Origin of the sequence: Prevotella multiformis DSM 16608 (assembly GCF_000191065.1) — a bacterium.
In the GTDB taxonomy this organism is placed as follows: domain Bacteria; phylum Bacteroidota; class Bacteroidia; order Bacteroidales; family Bacteroidaceae; genus Prevotella; species Prevotella multiformis.
Map to the genome: position 1 here is coordinate 480488 of NZ_GL872282.1, position 19792 is coordinate 500279.

The 19792-nt window shown below is 51.7% G+C and carries 9 protein-coding genes and 2 pseudogenes; 9 read left to right on the forward strand and 2 right to left on the reverse strand.

From position 1 onward, the window contains the following. Window positions 1-1009: 1009 nt before the first annotated feature. The 9 genes and pseudogenes from HMPREF9141_RS02075 to HMPREF9141_RS13640 all read left to right on the forward strand — a co-directional run bounded on the left by HMPREF9141_RS02075 (window position 1010) and on the right by HMPREF9141_RS13640 (window position 16903). Entirely contained in the window at window positions 1010-2287 is a 1278-nt protein-coding gene (locus tag HMPREF9141_RS02075; protein WP_007366764.1) for a DUF3078 domain-containing protein, read from the forward strand. Window positions 2288-2464: 177 nt separating this feature from the next. Next, window positions 2465-3712, forward strand: a complete 1248-nt coding sequence (gene hflX, locus HMPREF9141_RS02080; protein ID WP_007366765.1) for a GTPase HflX — start codon at window positions 2465-2467, stop codon at window positions 3710-3712. Between the two features lie 63 nt (window positions 3713-3775). Beyond that, a complete protein-coding gene (locus HMPREF9141_RS02085; protein ID WP_040554145.1) occupies window positions 3776-5629 on the forward strand; it encodes a DUF4954 family protein in 1854 nt (617 codons plus the stop codon). A gap of 37 nt (window positions 5630-5666) precedes the next feature. Further along, a complete protein-coding gene (locus tag HMPREF9141_RS02090) occupies window positions 5667-8597 on the forward strand; it encodes a M16 family metallopeptidase (protein ID WP_007366767.1) in 2931 nt (976 codons plus the stop codon). 176 nt (window positions 8598-8773) lie between these two features. Beyond that, the gene (locus HMPREF9141_RS02095) at window positions 8774-10420 is read left to right on the forward strand and encodes a fumarate hydratase (protein WP_007366768.1); all 1647 of its coding nucleotides are present in this window, start codon (window positions 8774-8776) and stop codon (window positions 10418-10420) included. Window positions 10421-11892: 1472 nt separating this feature from the next. After that, a complete protein-coding gene (locus HMPREF9141_RS02100) occupies window positions 11893-12285 on the forward strand; it encodes an SPASM domain-containing protein (RefSeq protein ID WP_218916009.1) in 393 nt (130 codons plus the stop codon). Continuing rightward, window positions 12282-14597 (forward strand): TonB-dependent receptor domain-containing protein, encoded by a 2316-nt coding sequence (locus HMPREF9141_RS02105; RefSeq protein WP_007366773.1) that lies wholly within the window; start codon window positions 12282-12284, stop codon window positions 14595-14597. Before HMPREF9141_RS02100 ends, HMPREF9141_RS02105 begins: the two co-directional genes overlap by 4 nt. Window positions 14598-14663: 66 nt before the next feature. After that, window positions 14664-16405: pseudogene (locus HMPREF9141_RS13225) on the forward strand (peptidase domain-containing ABC transporter); the annotation flags it as partial. 18 nt (window positions 16406-16423) lie between these two features. Continuing rightward, window positions 16424-16903, forward strand: a pseudogene (locus HMPREF9141_RS13640) (HlyD family secretion protein). A 791-nt stretch (window positions 16904-17694) separates the two neighbouring features. On the opposite strand, the gene pgeF reads toward HMPREF9141_RS13640, so the two are convergent. Both pgeF and obgE read right to left on the reverse strand, forming a co-directional pair. Beyond that, the gene (pgeF, locus tag HMPREF9141_RS02115) at window positions 17695-18504 is read right to left on the reverse strand and encodes a peptidoglycan editing factor PgeF (protein WP_007366778.1); all 810 of its coding nucleotides are present in this window, start codon (window positions 18502-18504) and stop codon (window positions 17695-17697) included. Beyond that, entirely contained in the window at window positions 18497-19669 is a 1173-nt protein-coding gene (gene obgE, locus HMPREF9141_RS02120; protein WP_007366779.1) for a GTPase ObgE, read from the reverse strand. The genes pgeF and obgE overlap by 8 nt, the downstream gene beginning before the upstream one ends. Window positions 19670-19792 lie beyond the last annotated feature (123 nt).

Here is a 19792-nt window from a genome sequence, read left to right on the forward strand (position 1 = left end):
CTGTCCGCCTGAAAGGCAGAAATCCATCAAAGGGAATTTCCAGAGACCGCCTGAAGCCTGTCGGGCCGGAGGCAAAGTTACTAAAATAATCTGAACAGACGGCATTCACCGTTTCCTTTTTCCAAAAAAGTATTTCGTGTACATCCAACCTGTCAAACCCGTCCAAGGCCCTCGGATTCCGACCCTTTTCCCGGTCCTCCCGTCAAGTGCGTGGATGCTTTTCGCATAGCCTTAACAGAAGAGCCGGAGTTCATTGAAAAAACATAGTCAGGGCCGTCTTGGCTGTCTGTTCTATCATCATCCTCCGATACAAAAGCCTTTTTTATTTTAATATGCTGAAAATACAGATAAGGTTTTGAAAAGTCATTACATAATTTCAAACGGATCAGCTGCAAATACGAAGAAACACACGAAAAAGCGAGTTCGTAACCAGTAGCAAGTCAACCGGTTACAAAGCCGTTCAAAAGAGGTGCCTGATTGGACTTCAAAAGGGCGTTGGTAAGACGCTGAAAGGGCACCTGCTGCAAGTCAATCAGGCATCTTTCAGGAGCCAGAAGGGCATGTGTTGCTTTGCACTGCATGAAAACAGTTTACAAATACCGATAATGTGGGAATAAGTCGTCTGTAGAAGACGGAAAGACGGACTGATGGACAGGCATCGCCTCAATTCGCATTTTCCGCATCTTATCTTTCTGTCTAACATCCTTTGCAAGGGCATCTGCTTCCGGACGGTCATACCCTGCCTGTGCACAGGCCTTTATTTCCAATCTATACATTGAACGGAAGAACCAAGAAAAGTGTGCTGTGTACGCCCGGCCCGTCAAGCCGCACACAAGACCGCTGCCCCTCCATTTCCCGTCCAGCCGGACGGCAAGCCATACACGACCGGTCGGGATGCCGTCCCGGCCTTTGTCTTCGGCTGTATCGTCATGACTTGCAAAAGAATTTCCGGAAACAGGGGCAGTAATTGAAAAAAATGCCGTAAGTTTGCACCTGTTATATTCACAGCATGATACAGAAACTCTTCATCACGATATTCCTGGGCATGGGACTGACCGCCGCCGCCCAAGTCCACCATCCCGCATCTGCCCATAAGGATGTACAGCCGGCGGCAGCGTGCGAGCAGGCGTACACCGACTCCATCCACGCTCTAAAGGACAGCCTGTTTTCCCGGAAGCCGCAGGGAAGAAGACCGGACAGTACGCTGCAGCGGAATGCCATGCAGCTGTTCATGCCCCTTACCTATTACGGCAGCGTGCCGGAAGGGCTGTTTACACGTGACCGGAAAGACAATCCATTCCTCGCAGAACTGATGCACCTCTATCTGTCGCGTCCCGACCTTGTCACCGGAACCGACCGCAAGATACGGATGCAGCAGGGGAGACTCGACGAGATAGAGACCCCGATCCGCCACGACGTGAAACTGGTGGAGAAGGTGACGGGACAGCCTGCCGAACCGCAGACCGCCCCGGTGGAGATCATGGTGCTGCGCCCTAACTTCTGGACATTCCAGGGCGACTATGCCCTGCAGTTCCTGCAGAACTACGTGACAGGCAACTGGTACAAAGGGGGCGAAAGCAACTATTCGGCCCTGGCATCGCTGGTCATGCAGGCCAATTACAACAACAAGCAGAAGGTGAAGTGGGAGAACCGGCTGGAACTGAAATACGGCATGCAGAGCAGCCGTTCGGACTCGCTGCACAGCGTCAAGAGCACGGAGGATCTGATACGCCTCACGTCGAAACTGGGCCTGCAGGCGACGAAACGCTGGTATTATACGGTGCAGCTCATCGGCAACACGCAGTTTGCCCGCTCCTACCGCTCGAACGACCCGAAGGTGTATGCCGCCTTCCTCTCGCCGCTGAACCTGAACCTCTCCCTCGGTATGGACTATGCCGTCGACTGGCTGGACCACCGCCTGAAAGGCAACTTCCACCTGGCCCCGCTGGCCTACAACATGAAGTACGCCCGTATGCTCGAGCTGTCGGACCGGCTGGGAATCGATGAAGGACGGCATTTCCTGCACGACTTCGGTTCTGAGTTCACCGTCGACCTGGAGTGGAAGCTGCTGGAACAGCTGTCATGGAAGACACGCCTCTACGGCTATTCCACCTACAAACGTTCGGAACTGGAATGGGAGAACACCTTCACGTTCCGCTTCAACCGCTACATTTCGAGCCGTATCTTCATCTACCCGCGCTTCGACGACGGCGTGCGGCGCGATGACCACCATGCCTACTGGCAGCTGAAAGAATTTGCCTCGATAGGATTCCAGTACAGCTTCTGAACGCCTGCATGAAGGCTTCCGGTGCCGCACCGCCAGCGGAAAGACAATTTTCAAGGTCGCTCATTAGCATTTTCCGAATTTTATAACTACCTTTGCCATGTGGCAGTCTGCACGGACCCGGACAGGGCGAAAGCACGCTGCCGCACAGGAAGACAAGCCATAACAGAAGCATACCGAATGAAAGAATTCATCCTATCTGATGTCAAGGCAGAGACCGCCGTCCTCGTCGGTCTGATCACGAAGGAGCAGGACGAAGCCAAGACAAAGGAATACCTTGACGAACTGGAGTTCCTGGCCGATACGGCCGGAGCCGTGACCGTGAAACGCTTTACACAGCGTCTGAACGGCCCGAGCGCCGTCACCTATGTCGGCAAGGGAAAACTCGAAGAGATAAAAGAATACATCCAACAGAAAGAAGACGAGGATGATCCGGTCGGCATGGTCATCTTCGACGACGAACTTTCTGCCAAGCAGATGCGCAACATCGAGCACGAACTCGGCGTGAAGATCCTGGACCGCACCTCGCTCATCCTCGACATATTTGCCATGCGCGCACAGACGGCCAACGCCAAGACACAGGTGGAGCTGGCGCAGTACCGCTATATGCTCCCCCGTCTGCAGCGTCTGTGGACGCACCTGGAACGACAGGGCGGCGGCTCGGGATCGGGTGGCGGAAAGGGATCGGTAGGCCTGCGCGGACCGGGCGAGACCCAGCTGGAGATGGACCGCCGCATCATCCTGCAGCGCATGTCGCTCCTGAAGCAGCGGCTGGTCGAGATTGAAAAGCAGAAGAGCACGCAGCGCAAGAACCGCGGACGGCTGATCCGGGTCGCCCTGGTGGGCTATACGAACGTGGGCAAGTCGACGACGATGAACCTGCTGGCGAAGAGCGAGGTCTTTGCCGAAAACAAACTCTTCGCCACACTGGACACGACCGTACGCAAGGTGGTCGTGGAAAACCTCCCCTTCCTGCTGGCAGACACCGTGGGATTTATCCGCAAGCTGCCGACCGATCTGGTCGATTCGTTCAAGTCGACACTCGACGAAGTACGGGAAGCCGACCTGCTGCTGCACATCGTAGACATTTCCCATCCTGACTTTGAAGAACAGATACAGGTCGTCAACAAGACACTGGCCGACCTCGGCTGCGCCGACAAGCCGTCGATGATCGTCTTCAACAAGATTGACAACTATCACTGGGTGGAAAAGGAAGAAGACGACCTCACGCCTGCTACGAAAGAAAACATCACGCTGGACGAACTGAAACGGACGTGGATGGCAAAGGAGCATGACAACTGCCTGTTCATTTCCGCCAAGAAAAAGGAGAATATCGACGAGTTCAGGGAGGTGCTCTACAAGAAAGTGCGCGAGCTGCACGTCCAGAAATATCCCTACAACGATTTCCTCTATAACATAGAGGAGTAGAAACGACGGGACAGCTCATTCCCTATGCTCACCCATCTGTCAGGACAATTAAAGAAAAGAAGTATGCAATACCGTTCCCTTACCTTTGAAGAGATAGAGACACTGGAGAAGAACAGCTGCTGGGCTGAAGACTGGAACCGGGTGGAGGTTTCCGAAGACGGATTCCAGGCGAAGTTCTTCCACCGGGTCATGTTCTACGGCGACATCCGGCTGGGCTGCTGCCAGAAGAATGTCGAGATTACCAAGGACTTCTTCAAGCATTCCGGCATCAACGACGCCACCCTGCGCAATGTGACCGTGGGCAATGACTGCCTGATAGAAAAGGTGGGGAACTATATCAACAACTACACCATCGGCGACGACTGCCTCATCTCCAACATCTCCGTCATGGAGACGACGGAAGGAGCGAGCTACGGTGAGGGCAACCTGATCTCGGTACTGAACGAGGTGGGCGACGGCAACGTGATTCTCTTCCACGACCTCAACAGCCAGTTCGCCGCCTTCATGGTGAAACACTTCAACGACAAAGACCTCAAGAACGCCATTCGCCGGCTGGTGTCGGAGGAGATCGCCCGCACCAATCCCGAGCGCGGGACGATCGGCAACAACGTGAAGATCGTCAACACGAAGGAGATCACGAACACCGTCATACAGGACGACTGCGAGATTTCCGGGGCCAGCCGGCTGAGCGACTGCACCATCCTGAGCTCCGAGAACGCCAGCGTCTACATCGGGACGGGCGTCATCTGCGAGAACTCCATCATCTCTGACGGGTCGAGCATCGTGAACAGCGTGAAGATGCAGGACTGCTTCGTGGGCGAAGCCTGTCAGATAGCCAACGGCTTCACGGCATCACAGAGCGTATTCTTCGCCAATTCGTTCATGGCGAACGGGGAAGCCTGCGCGGCCTTCTGCGGTCCGTTCTGCGCCTCCCATCACAAGAGTTCGCTGCTTATCGGCGGTATGTTCTCTTTCTACAATGCAGGATCGGGGACCAATTTCTCCAACCATGCTTACAAGATGGGGCCGATGCACTGGGGCATACTGGAGCGCGGCACGAAGACGGCAAGCGGAAGCTATCTGCTCATGCCGGCGACCATCGGTACATTCTCCGTGTGCTTCGGCAAGCTGATGCACCATCCCAACACCACCGCGCTGCCCTTCTCCTACCTCATCGCCGAGGCCGACAAGATGTTCCTCGTGCCAGGCAGGAACATCACCACCGTCGGTCTTTACCGTGACATACGGAAGTGGCCGAAGAGGGATATGCGCCCGCAGCAGTCGCAGAAGAGCATTGTCAACTTCGACTGGCTGTCGCCTTTCTCCGTCGGCGAGATTCTCCGGGGAAAGAAGATACTTGAGAATCTGAGGCAGGCAAGCGGCGACAACGTCTCGTCGTACAACTACCACGAGTACGTCATCAACGCCAGCAGCCTGCGCAAGGGCATCAAATACTACGACATCGCACTGCGCATCTACATGGGAGCCGTACTCAAGCGGGCACACAAGCGGGGCTTCTTCGGCAAGCCGGAGACCGAAACAGGCACCGGAAGATGGGACGACCTGTCAGGGCTTCTGCTCCCCGTATCGGAGGAGCAGCGGCTGATCGACGACATCAAGAACGGCAGCCTGGAGACGATTCAGGAGGTGATCGACCGCTTCTGCGAGATCAACGACAACTACCGGGTTTACCAGTGGGCGTGGACCTACCGCCTGATTCTGGAGTACTACGGCATCACGGAGATTACCGATGAAGATGATGCACGCATCAAAAACGACTACATCGAGGCACGAAGAGCCTGGATCGCGGAGATCAGGAAGGATGCAGAGAAGGAATACGAGATGGGCGACGTGGACCGGGAAGTCTTCGAGTCGTTCGTCAACAGCCTCGACCACGAGATCGACTTTGAGAACTGACAAATCACCTTTATATATTGTATAAAACAACTGACTTATGAAAAAACATTCCATTCACCCTACCCTCCTGAAGGGACTTCTCCTGGGAGCCGTGCTCCTGCTGGCCGCCCTGACCGCACAGGCACAGCGTTACAGCTATGAAAGCGTACCGGGCGACCCGATGCAGACACGTATCTATACCCTGAAGAACGGACTGAAAATCTATCTGTCTGTCAACAAAGAGAAACCACGCATACAGACGTACATCGCCGTACGGACCGGTTCGCGCAACGACCCGAAGGAGACTACGGGACTGGCACACTACCTCGAGCATCTTATGTTCAAGGGCACGACACACTTCGGCACGTCGGATGCCGAGGCGGAGCGTCCCTACCTTGATTCCATCGAGGCACGCTTCGAGCAGTACCGGCGCATCACCGACCCCAAGGCGCGCAAGCAGTGGTATCACCAGATCGACTCCATCTCCCAGCTGGCAGCCCGCTACAACATCCCCAACGAATACGACAAGATGATGACGGCCATCGGAAGCGAGGGCACGAACGCCTATACCAGCAACGATGTCACCTGTTATGTGGAGAACATCCCGTCCAACGAAATAGACACATGGGCGAAGGTACAGGGCGACCGCTTCCAGAACATGGTCATCCGCGGCTTCCACACCGAACTGGAGGCCGTGTACGAGGAGTACAACATCAGCCTCTCCAGCGATTGGCGCAAGATGTATGCGGCTCTGTTTGCCAAGCTCTTCCCCATGCACCCCTACGGAACACAGACGACCCTCGGGCGGGGAGAACACCTGAAGAACCCTTCCATCGTCAACATCAAGAACTATTTCCACAAGTACTACGTCCCCAACAACATTGCCATCTGCATGTCGGGCGACCTCGATCCCGACGAGACAGTAGCCGTCATCGACAAGTATTTCGGCAGCTGGAAACCCAGCGCACACATTGATGTGCCGCAGTATGCCGCCCAGCCGGCCATCACCGCACCCATCGACACGACGGTCATCGGAAAGGAAGCCCCGATGTTCTTCATGGGATGGCGCGCCGAGGCTGCAAACTCCCAGCAGATCGACACGCTCGAGGTAATCGCACAGCTGCTGTCCAACGGACGGGCGGGTCTCTTCGACCTGGACCTCAGCCAGAAGATGAAAGTACAGAACATCGGAGCGGGCGTGACCGACATGACCGACTATTCCGTCTTCTACCTCTACGGACAGTCAAAGGCGGGGCAGACCCTGCCGGAGGTACGCAGCCTCGCACTGGCCGAGATAGAGAAACTGAAGAAAGGACAGTTCTCAGACGACCTGCTGCCCTCCATCATCAACAACTACAAACGCTACTATTACACACAGCTCGACAACAACCAGTTCCGCGCCAACCAGTTCGTGGACGCTTTCATCAACCACAAGGACTGGAAGCGGGAAGTGGAGAAGATCGGACGTATCTCGAAGCTGACCAAGGCGGACGTGGTAAGCTATGCCAGGAAGTTCTTCGGCAACGACTTTGCCTGCGTCTACAAGGAACAGGGCAACGACACGACAATCAAAAAGGTGGAAAAGCCTTCCATCACACCTATCCCTACCAACAACGACAAGCACAGTGCGTTCCTGGAAGAAATCGTGAACACGAAGACAACACCTATCCAGCCGCAGTTCGTCGACTACAAGCGTGATCTGACCAAGGCCGTGACGAAAAAGGGTCTGCCCGTGCTCTACAAGCAGGACACGACGAACGACCTCTTCACGCTGTGTTTCGTCCTTCCGTTCGGTGACGAGCATGATCCGAAACTCAACTATGCCGCCGGCTATCTCGACTATTTAGGGACGGACAAGCTGACCAACGAACAGATCAAGCAGCAGTTCTACAAGCTGGCGTGCGACTACAGCATCAGCGAGAGGAACGAACGTACGTACATCACGCTGAACGGTCTGAACTCCAACCTGCCGCAGGCACTCGCCCTGCTGAACGACCTGATCGGCAATGCCAAGGCGGACAGGCAGGCATACGGCCTCTATGTAGAACAGATACTGAAAACCCGCAGCGACAACAAGGCCAACCAGCAGGCCAACTTCTCCGCACTCAGGAACTATGCGACCTACGGAACCTACAACCCGACACGCAACATCCTCAGCGAACAGGCCTTGAAGGCGATGAACCCACAGGAGCTGCTTACGATGCTGAAAAGTCTGAAGAACTACAAAATGACAGTTCTCTACTACGGACCGTCAAGCCTGAAAGACATCGACCAGCTCGTCACGAAGACCGTCCGGTCGCCGAAGACATTCGCCGCAGTCCCTGCACAGAAACGCTACGTGGAACAGACGACACCAAAGAACGAGGTCGTCATCGCACCTTACGATGCCAAGAACATCTACATGGTACAGCTCCACAACGAGAATCAGGAATGGTCGGCCGACCGCGCCCCCGTCATCGCACTCTTCAACGAGTACTTCGGCGGCAGCATGAACGCCATCGTCTTCCAGGAGCTGCGCGAAGCACGCGGACTGGCCTATTCGGCCTTTGCACGGTATGACGAGCCTTACCGGCTGGGCGACAAGGAGAGCTTCTACACCTACATCATCACGCAGAACGACAAGATGATGGACTGTGTACACGAGTTCAACAAACTACTCAACGATATGCCGGTACGTCAGGCCGGCTTCGACCTCGCCAAGCAGAGCCTGATGAAGAGCCTGGCCTCCGCACGTACAACGAAATACGGCATCCTTACGTCTTATCTCGCAGCACAGCGGCTGGGACTCGACTGCTCGCTGAACGAGAAGATCTACAAGGCTCTGCCGGCTCTGCAGCTGAAGGACATCATCGACTTCGAGAAGACGTACATTGCCGACAAACCTTACAAGTACATCATCCTCGGCGACGAGAAGGAGCTGGACATGAAGGCGTTGGAGAAAATCGCTCCGATCAAGCGGGTGACGACAGAGGAAATCTTCGGCTATTGAGGAATCCCACCCTCTTGACCGCTCAGAAAACACACATCTATCCCCTCCCGGCAGGGAGGGGGTATCTGGCGAAAACATACAAAAACATCATATAACAAACAGATAACCCCGAGCGGAGCTGTATCAGAGAAGCCGACGGTACTTTGACACCTCCTCTGACGGGCAAACAAAACATTATGGCTGAATTCAAATACGCCCCAATGTTCCAATTGGGCAAGGATGACACCGAATACCGGCTGGTATCAAAGGAAGGTATCAGCACCGGTGAGTTTGAAGGTAAAGAGATTCTCAAGGTCAGTAAGGAGGCACTCACCCTGCTGGCACAGGAGGCTTTCCACGACTGCGAGTTCATGCTCCGCCGTGCGCACAACGAGCAGGTCGCGAAAATCCTGACCGACCCGGAGGCATCAGAGAACGACAAGTACGTCGCCCTGCAGTTCCTCCGCAATGCCGAGACGGCCGTGAAGGGCATACTGCCTTTCTGCCAGGACACGGGTACCGCCATCATCCATGGTGAGAAAGGACAGCAGGTATGGACCGGGTTTGAAGATGAGGAGGCACTCTCAAGGGGCGTGTTCAACACCTTCACCGAGGAGAACCTCCGCTACTCTCAGAATGCTCCGCTCAATATGTACGACGAGGTGAACACCAAGTGCAACCTCCCGGCACAGATCGACATCGAGGCTGTCGAGGGTGCGGAGTACCGCTTCGTCATGGTCGCCAAGGGCGGCGGTTCCGCCAACAAGACCTACTTCTACCCCATGACCAAGGCCACCATCCAGAACGAGGGCACGCTCATCCCGTTCCTCGTTGAGAAGATGAAGAGCCTCGGAACGGCAGCCTGTCCTCCTTACCACATCTGCTTCGTCATCGGCGGTACTTCCGCAGAGAAGAACCTCCTCACTGTAAAGCTCGGCAGCATCAAGTATTACGACAGCCTTCCCACTACCGGCGACGAGACAGGCCGCGCCTTCCGCGACACCGACCTGGAAGCCAAGCTGCTCGTTGAGGCGCATAAGATCGGGCTCGGCGCACAGTTCGGCGGCAAGTATCTTGCCCACGACATCCGTGTCATCCGCCTGCCCCGCCACGGTGCCAGCTGTCCCATCGGCATGGGTGTCAGCTGCTCTGCCGACCGCAACATCAAGGCGAAGATCAACAAAGAGGGTATCTGGCTCGAGAAGATGGACACCAACCCGGGCGAACTGATTCCGGAGGAATACCGCAGGCCGGGCGAAGGAAGCAAGGGGATTGAGATCGACCTCGACAAGGGCATCGATGCCGTCCGGGCTGAACTGACGAAATATCCCGTCTCGACACGTGTCAATCTTAAGGGAACCATCATCGTCGCCCGCGACATTGCCCACGCCAAGCTCAAGGCACGGCTGGATGCCGGCGAGGATCTGCCGCAGTACTTCAAGGATCATCCCATCCTCTATGCCGGACCAGCCAAGACACCGAAGGGCTACCCATGCGGTTCGATGGGGCCGACTACGGCCAACCGCATGGATCCGTATGTCGACGAGTTCCAGGACCACGGCGGCTCGCTCGTCATGATTGCCAAGGGCAACCGCACGCAGACTGTTACGGACGCCTGCAAGAAACACGGCGGCTTCTATCTCGGCACCATCGGCGGTGTCGCAGCCGTACTGTCACAGAGCAGCATCAAGAGCATTGAGTGCGTGGAATACCCCGAACTGGGCATGGAAGCCATCTGGAAGATTACCGTGGAGGACTTCCCGGCATTCATCCTCGTAGACGACAAAGGGCACGACTTCTTCAAGGAACTGAAGCCGTGGACGGCCTGCAGCTGCGGAAAATAGAACGCTCTCTCTCTGCTGACGGCAGGGTACAGGAAAGCGGCATGAAGACATCGCCCGAGGCGTGTCTCATGCCGCTTTTCCATTTCCGTCCCTCCATTGAGAGAGGACATCTGCCCGATTGAAAGGCAAAAAACGGGTCTTCCGAAATAGAGAGCGATGAAGTAAGCCCGCTACATAATAAAGCACACAGAGAAGCGGAGAAAGCAGAGGAAAAAACATCACGGAGGGACTGACGGCACAAAAAGCGGCAGAGAGTACGGGGTTCTTTCATTTTTGGGGATAAACGCCATTCATCATTCTCACAGACAAACGCTCTGATAAGACTCTCCGATAACCTCCGCTGCTCCACACACCGACAGTGCCTCCGCGCTATGGTTTTTCACCTCCTTTCACTCCCTGCCTCTGTGTCATATTTCATCAAAGTCGTCAACACACGAGACAGACCTCATCACGCCAGATCCCTGAAGACTCCCAAAATGGTTCTTCCGTTAAATGTATGGATGCTTTCCGTACAGCTTTGACGGAAGAAGCGAAGTGATTCATTCAACAAACATAGCCAAGACCGCCTCGGCTGTCTATTCTATCATCATCATCCGATACAAAAACCTTTCAATTTAATACGCTGAAAATACAGACAGGATTTTGAAAAACCATTACATAATTCCAAACAGATCATCTGCAAATCAAAAAGAAACATGTAGAAAGCGAGTTCGTAACCATCATTCAATCAGCTGGTTATTAAGCCGTTCGTAAAAGGTGCTTGATTGGACTTCAAAAGGGCGTTAATAACACGCTAAGAGAGCACCTGTTGCAAGTCAATCAGGCATCTTTCAGGAGCCAGAAGAGCATGTTCAGCTTTGAACTGCATGAAAACAGTTTACAAACACCGATGATATGGGAACAAGTTGGGGTCTTCCGAAATATGGAGTAAATCCCGGTATGACATGTTTGTTACCGTCAAAAGGGGCAATGAGGTGTGTATCCTTTGATTGCCTCAATCCCGCAGCATTTTTCCTTGTGAGATAATTCCATATATTGAGATGCCTTTTTGAGGCTTTATACAAAGATATGAGGATTTTCGGGGGTTCTTGTGTCTTGTCTAAGCATGAAATCCCCCACCCCAACCAATGGGGAGTATGAAAACCACTAAGGAATGCTTCCATGGCCGAATGCCTTGCCGCTGCGTCTGCCTAATACAGATCCGGTAAGTTTCTCAGAAACCAACTTTGAAAAAACATCCATGATGTGATAAATTCCTCAGAAAGAAGTGATATTCTCGTTTTTAATTGCTACCTTTGTCATGTCAGATTTCTGCTTGATATGTTTACAGCACTAAGATTGATGAAAAGTCTGACACATCCAAGTGTTTTGAGAACTTTGTTGCCAAACGCTTGGATCACTTACAAGATTTTACGCTGCGCAATTTAAGTAGCATGCTACCTGACAAAGGGGAAATAGCTTTTCTGAAGGAAATGTATGAAAAATATGGAATAGAAGATATAAAAGTGGACATATCACCACAAATAGGAGGATGTGCCGCTACTTGTGTTAATTCTATCATAATTGGCCCAGAAGGAGAATTTTATAAATGTTGGGTAGATGTTGGCAAAAAAGAGAGGATTATCAGCAACCTTTTTGACGGAAACATACAAAATTTATTACTTCCTTCATACATTGTCGGCTCTGATATGCTTTCTGATTCTCAATATCATCATTGTACATTTCTGCCATTATGCGATGGAGGTTGTACAGTAAGAAGATATAATAAACTTCATCAGAACACACAATACGATCCTTGCCCCATTGACAGGGTTGATTTTGATTCTCTTTTAGATTTTCATGCTCTAAAATACAAAAAGAAATGAAACATAAGATTGGTATATTTATTTTATTTTCCCTTTCATTTTCATATGTCAATGCACAGAGTGTAAAGGGTGTCGTGGTCGATAAAAAAGGAAGCCCTTTACCATTTGCAAATGTTGTACAGTTATCAAAGGATTCAACATATATAAGTGGTATTACTACCGACGATAAAGGTTTTTTTATTTTATCCAAAGTTACAGATGCTGCCATTCTAAGAATTTCATACGTCGGATTTCAGCCTCTTTTCCTTCCCGTTTCATCGATTCATAAAGATACGGATTTAAGGAAGATAGTAGTCGAGGAAAGTAAAAGTACATTGTCAGAAGTGGTTGTTACAGGCTCAAGGCCGCTTTTCAGGCAGGAAGAAGGTTCTTTATTTACGCAGGTGCAGGGTACGATATTATCTAAGCTCCCCACTGTTGATAATTTGCTGTCCCAGCTTCCGGGTGCGGTAAAGGGTCGTACAGGCAGCATTGAGATTTTCGGAAAGGGTAGCCCGATTATCTATATCAATAAGCGGCCGATAAGATCCTATACCGAAGTAGAACGTCTTCAACCCTCAGACATCAAGAACATAGAATTAATCACTTCCCCGGGACCGGAGTTCGGAGCCTCGGGAAGGGCTGTGATAAGAATAACGACACTGCGCAAAAGTGAAGGTTTCTCGTTCTTGTCAAGAAGTAATTTGAAGCAGAGAACTTACCTGTCGGGGGGACAAAGTGTCGAGTTGGGTTATCAGTTCCATAAACTGAGCATTGCTGGAAATTCAGGCTACCAGTATAGTCATGGCAGACTTACACAGCCAGCATCGACAGAATTGCAAATCGGTGAAACACTGCATCAGTACGACAGGGAACAATGGGGATCGACAAGAACGCCGACGTTTAACTATCAGTTGAGTCTTGATTACAGCATTAATGATAAACATTCTCTTGGTTTTTCATTCGACGGGTCGCAGAATACAAATAAGGAGCATAGAAATGGAACTTTAAATTACCTTACAGACCATCAATTGGTTAATTCGGCTGTGGTTGAAAATCATTATAAGAATAAAACCGATTATCTGCACGTCAATACTTTCTATAATGGCACTCTTGGCAAAGTCAATACCACGCTCAATGCCGACTATGTACGCAATGAGAATGATTATGTCCAAAACACAGCAGAGAGCCGTCAAAGTCTGCCTTTGATAGAAGCAAACAGCACCGGGAATGGAAAGCAGAACCTCTTTGCTGTAAAGTCAGACTGGACATGGAATATTTCTCCGGATACAAAAATAAAATGGGGAGCAGAATGGGGTTATACAGGTAATAATGGAAATCTTTCGATTGCATCGGCCAATGACATTAATTCCGACTATCGCACACAGGAACACAGATATGCTTTATACGCAGAAACGACTCAGAAAATCAAGAGCCTATCATTGTCCGGGGGAGTACGTTACGAGGACTATGCCTACAGATACGATGACCGCATCGACGAAGCAAACAGTCTGAGAAAGCATTATAGGAATATTTTCCCATCATTCAGAGTATCATACAATGTGGGGAGCTGGAGCCATACATTGTCGTTCAATTCGCAGATCAGTCGCCCCACATTCAGACAATTGAGCAATGCAAGTTATTATGGGAATGAATATATGTATCAGCATGGTAATCCTCTTTTGGTTCCGTCAAGACTATATTCTGCCCAGTTCTATTCGTCTTATAAATTTGTCAGACTGTCCGTTTCCTATACGTATAACAAAAATTACATAGCCACAAATTTCTATAACAATGGAAAAGACAATATCGTAGAGAGCACATACAGGAACTATCCTGCACTGAAGACGCTCAATATGTATCTGAATATGCAGAAGAAATGGGGTGCATGGAGTCCTTCACTATCTTTAGGAGTCATCCAGCCTTTTTTCAAGTACGATTACAGAGGGCAAAAGATAAAGCACAACAAAACATCTGCCTATGCAGTTCTTAGTCAGTTCTTCCAGCTTCCACACAATTTCATTTTATCGTCCTATGTTTACTACAATACAGGTGGGAATCAGGGGGCAGTTGAATTACAGCCATATCATTCCATCGATTTCGGTTTGCAAAAAACATTTTTATCAGACAGGCTGACTGTAAGCTTACAGGCTAAAGATATTTTTCATGGAATGAAATTCAAAGAAAAGGAATTTATAGATTCCTTTCGTTTTACGCAGACCGAAGACTATCATCTTTGGAATTTCTCTCTAAATATTATTTATAAGCTGAACACAAGAAAAGCAATATACAGGGGGAATAATTCTCTTAATAAAGACATCAAGCGACTATAGAATGTTTAGAGTATATAGACAGAGTGATTCTATGCAATGCTGGATAGCTTGTATCGCAATGATTTGCAGACAGATGAGAAGCGGTCGTTCAAATTCCTCTTTGGTTACATCAAGCAATATCGAAAATACTTCGGGCAGATTGTTTTAGGCCGGCTCGTGGGCAGCCTGCTGCAGCTCATCCTTCCTCTCCTCACGCAAAGCATTGTGGACGTGGGCATCAAGAACCAGGACATCGGCTTTATCTGGCTGATACTCTTGGGACAGCTGATGCTCACGGTGAGCCGTACGGCCATCGATTTCATCCGCCGCTGGCTGCTGCTGCACATCTCCATGCGAATCAACATCTCTCTGGTGAGCGACTTCTTCATCAAGCTCTTGAAGCTGCCCATGTCGTTCTTCGACACCAAGCTGATGGGCGACCTCATGCAGCTTATGAACAACCACGGGCGCGTCAACACATTTCTGACGCAGCAGACATTAAGCGTTGTCTTCTCTTTCTTTACCTTTATCGTGTTTGGCATCGTGCTGCTTTTCTACAACCGGCTCATCTTCGCCATCTTCATGCTCGGCAGTCTGCTCTACGGCGGCTGGCTCGCCCTTTTCCTGAGGCGCAGGAAAGTCCTGGACTATGAACTCTTCGAGCAGCAGGCCGTCAACAACAACAAGACCTACGAGTTCATCACCTCCATGCAGGAGATAAAACTGCAGGACTGCGAACAGCGCCGTCGCTGAAAATGGGAGGACGTGCAGGCCGACCTCTTCAGGGTGCAGATGAAATCGCTGAAGCTCCAGCAGACACAGGAGGCGGGCAGCATCTGCATCAATGAGCTGAAGAACATCGTCATCACGGTGGTGGCGGCCACGGCCGTCATCCACGGACAGCTCACGCTGGGTATGATGCTCGCCGTGCAGTACATCATCGGACAGCTCAACTCTCCCGTAGAGCAGCTGATGGGTTTCTTCTATTCGGTGCAGGACGTGAGGATCAGTCTTGAACGCATCAACGAGATCCACCGTATGGACGATGAGAACGGAAAACAGGGATTGGAAACTTCAGTGAAAGAAGAAGGCAGGGGGATAGACCTTGAAAACGTAAACTTCAAATACGACCCTCACGCACTGAAAACTATCATAGATAATGTAAGTCTCAATATCCCCAAAGGCCGGGTGACGGCTATTGTCGGAGCGTCGGGCAGTGGAAAGACCACGCTCATCAAACTCATGCTGGGCTATTATCCCGCATTGGGTGGGAAAATTACCATCGGCGGGACGGATGTCAACACGCTCAACAAGAAATGGTGGCGCAGGCAGTGCGGCGTGGTGATGCAGGACGGCGTGATCTTCTCCGAGTCGATAGCCCGCAATATAGCCGTAGATGATAACGAGATAGACAGGCAGCGGCTGCAGAAAGCAGCCGAGATAACCTGCATCCACGATTATGTAATGGGACTGCCCTTGAAGTACAACACCAAGATAGGGCGCGACGGCGTGGGTCTGAGCCAGGGACAGAAACAGCGCATCCTCATAGCGAGGACCGTGTACAAGAATCCCGACTACATCTTCCTCGACGAAGCCACCAACTTACTTGATGCCAACAACGAGCGCATGATCGTGGAGCATCTGGATGCGTTCTACAAGGGGAAGACTGTAGTCATCGTAGCCCACCGGCTGAGCACGGTGAAGAATGCCGGACAGATAGTGGTGCTGGACAAGGGCGGGTGGTTGAGACAGGCAGTCACGAAGCACTCACACGGAAGCGCGGCGCATACTACAATCTCGTGAGGAATCAGTTGGAATTAGGAAACTAACAGCAGAAGGGACAGATTATGGCAGACGACAAGATAGAACTCCGCAGCGAGAAGGTAAGGCGCATCATCGGTGAGAAGCACTCATGGATTGTCCGCTACGGCATCACGGTGATCACCGTTGTGACATTGGGACTGCTGGCCGGAGCATACCTTTATTTCCTGTCCTGAAACCGTCAGGGCAAAGGTACAGATGACAAATGCCCATCAAGGCACAGTAGACATTCCCTATCAATACGTGAATCGGGTAGAAGGAATGAATGCCAGCATTGAGCCAGAAGGGTGCGATACAGAAGTGTATGGAGTTGCCCATGGTACGATAACAGCCATATTGCATACACCCCGGCAAACGGCAGAAAGCAGTGTGTTCTCACAGCACAGGTAAGGATAACGGATTGCAGATATAAAATTATCAAAGGAATGACAGGCACTGCCTCCATACTTGTAAGCAACGCAAGCGTGCTGCAAAGGATCCTCCAAAGGATAACAAGCATCATATAAATTACTTTTTAAGGGTTCTTCCGTTAAATGGATAGATTGGGAACAGGATAAAGGCTTATACACCTGCAGGGTATGACTATACAAAATCAGATGGTCTTGCAAAGGGGGGATAATCTACAAGATGAAATGCAGAGAAGGCAAATAGATACGAGTCTGTCCGTCACCATGTCTTTCCGTCTTCTACAGACGATTCATTCTCCTATCATCGGTGTTTGTAAACTGTTTTCATGCAAACCAAGCTGACACATGCTCTTCTGGCTTCTAACAGATGCCTGATTGACTTGCAACAGGTGCTCTCTTAGCGTGTTACCAACGCCCTTTTGAAGTCCAATCAAGCACCTTTTACGAGCGGCTTAATAACCTGCTGATTGACTGCTGGTTGCAATCCTGCTTTTTGCATGTGTTTTTTATATTTGCAGATGATTCGTTTAAAATTATGTAATGGTTTTTCAAAATTCTATCTGTATTTCAGCGTATTAAAATGAAAAGGTCTTTGTATCGGAGAATAATAACAGGATAGACAGCTGACGGTCTTGCCATGTCTTTGTTGAATGAATCACTTCGGTTCTTCCGTTAAAGCTATGTGAAAAGCATCCACGCATTCAACGGAAGAACTCTTTTAAACCGTAATAAAACGGTGAAAGAAGAAAGGGAGTTCTCTGAGTCTGCCGGTAAAACAGAAGACCTGGATATCTCGTTGACAACCGGAACCAAGATACACACGGCGATCCGTCCTTGCCCGAGAGGACAGCCCCCCTGTCGTGGCAAAGGAAAAGAGCCCGCAACGCCTTTCACCCTGCCGTCTTTGCAGAAGGAGACAGAGCAGGCAGCAGAATCCCTGTATAGATCGTGCCGAATCCTTCCTTGAGAATACGGGCGGAGAAGAAATCGTCGGACTTGTCGTAGGTACAGATGCCCGACTGGAAGATGTGGGAGGCAGGTACGCCCAGTTCCTCCAGCTGGAGCTGATTGCACAGCGGCAGGTCAATATGCCATTTTCCGTGCCTCTTCGCGATTCGGCTCATGGGAAAGCCGGCAGCAGAGAAGGCATCGTAAACTTCCTGCCCCACCTCGAAGTTCCGTTCGGAGATACAGGGACCGATGACGGCTTTCAGGTCGGAAGGCTTCGTTCCATAGTGCTCCTCCATCCGACGCGCTGTACACTGCACGATGCGTTTCACCGTGCCGCGCCAGCCGGCATGAGCCGCCCCGACAGCCTGACGGACAGGGTCGTAGAAGAGGACCGGAACACAGTCCGCCGTATGGACACCGATACAGACCTCCCGGCAATCGGTCACGACGGCATCCTTCCCCTCTTCCTGTGCAGTCTGCTCTGCGGCAGGAAGATGGAGAAAACCGTCCGTCACGACCAGACAAGCGGTCTCGTGTATCTGATGCAGACGGATCATCCGATCCGGCTCGACACCGATCTCCGCCGCTACCGACTGCAGATTCCGAGCTACTGCCGCCGGATCGTCACCGCGATACGGATTGATGTTCAGCGTCGCAAGCCGCCCTCTGCTGACCCCGCCGTGGCGTGTCGTACTGAATGCCACGATCCCATCGGCCACATCGTAATAATGCAGGACAGGCTTAGTCATCCGTATATTCAAAGTCGTCAAGGTCATCAACCTCGTCCAGTTCGTCCACACCCACTTCCTCTACTTCATCCACATCGGCATCCTCAGCCTCCAGCTCAGCGGCAAACCGCGTCATGTCCTTGTCACGGTGGACAAGCGTATCTTCTGATGTGATCTCCTGCAGCTTGTTGCTTTCCGCATTCAGTTCCTTCCAGAGCCTGTCCTTCAGCTCGTCTATACCCTGTCCGGTGACCGACGAGATGAAGACGACGGGAAGATCCGTAGGCAAGGTCTCGTGCAGCAGGTCAATGAGTTCCTCGTCCAGCAGGTCGCATTTCGTGACGGCCAGGACACGGTGCTTGTCGAGCATTTCAGGGTTGAACTGCTTCAATTCATTGAGCAGGATCTCATACTCCTTCCTGATGTCGTCCGTATCGCCCGGCACCATGAAGAGCAGCAGGGAGTTGCGCTCGATATGGCGGAGGAACCGCAATCCGAGCCCCTTCCCCTCGCTTGCCCCTTCGATGATTCCCGGAATATCCGCCATCACGAAACTCTGGCTGTCACGATAGCTGACGATGCCCAGCGACGGTTCCATGGTGGTAAACGGATAGTTGGCGATCTTCGGCCGGGCACTTGAGAGCGAGGACAGCAGCGTGGACTTCCCCGCATTCGGGAAGCCGACGAGGCCGACATCCGCCAGCAGCTTCAGCTCAAGGATAATGGTCATCTCCTGCATCGGCTCACCCGGCTGTGCATAGCGCGGAGCCTGGTTGGTCGCCGTACGGAACTGGAAGTTGCCCAGTCCGCCGCGCCCGCCTTTCAGCAGCAGCACCGTCTGTCCGTCGTGCATGACATCGCAGACATACTTGCCCGTCTCGGCATCGTAGACCACCGTCCCGCAGGGAACATCGATATAGACATCCTTGCCGTCCGTCCCGTGGCACTTGTCCCGGCCGCCGTTGCCGCCATGCTCGGCATAGACATGACGCTGGTATTTCAGATGGAGCAGTGTCCAGTAGTTGTGGTTGCCGCGCAGGTAGACGCTTCCGCCCTTGCCGCCGTCGCCGCCGTCAGGTCCGCCGTTGGGGTTATACTTCACATGGCGGAGGTGCATCGATCCTCGTCCGCCCTTGCCGGAGCGGCAGTAAATCTTCACATAGTCTACAAAATTAGAATCAGCCATAGCAAGTGCTGGGTATTTAGGGAATGGAATGAATAATCGTTTATATCAACATGGAGGACTTCTGTCTACGGGGGGGTATATTACACAAAAGCTGATAGATCTCAGGAGGAAGACGATACCATC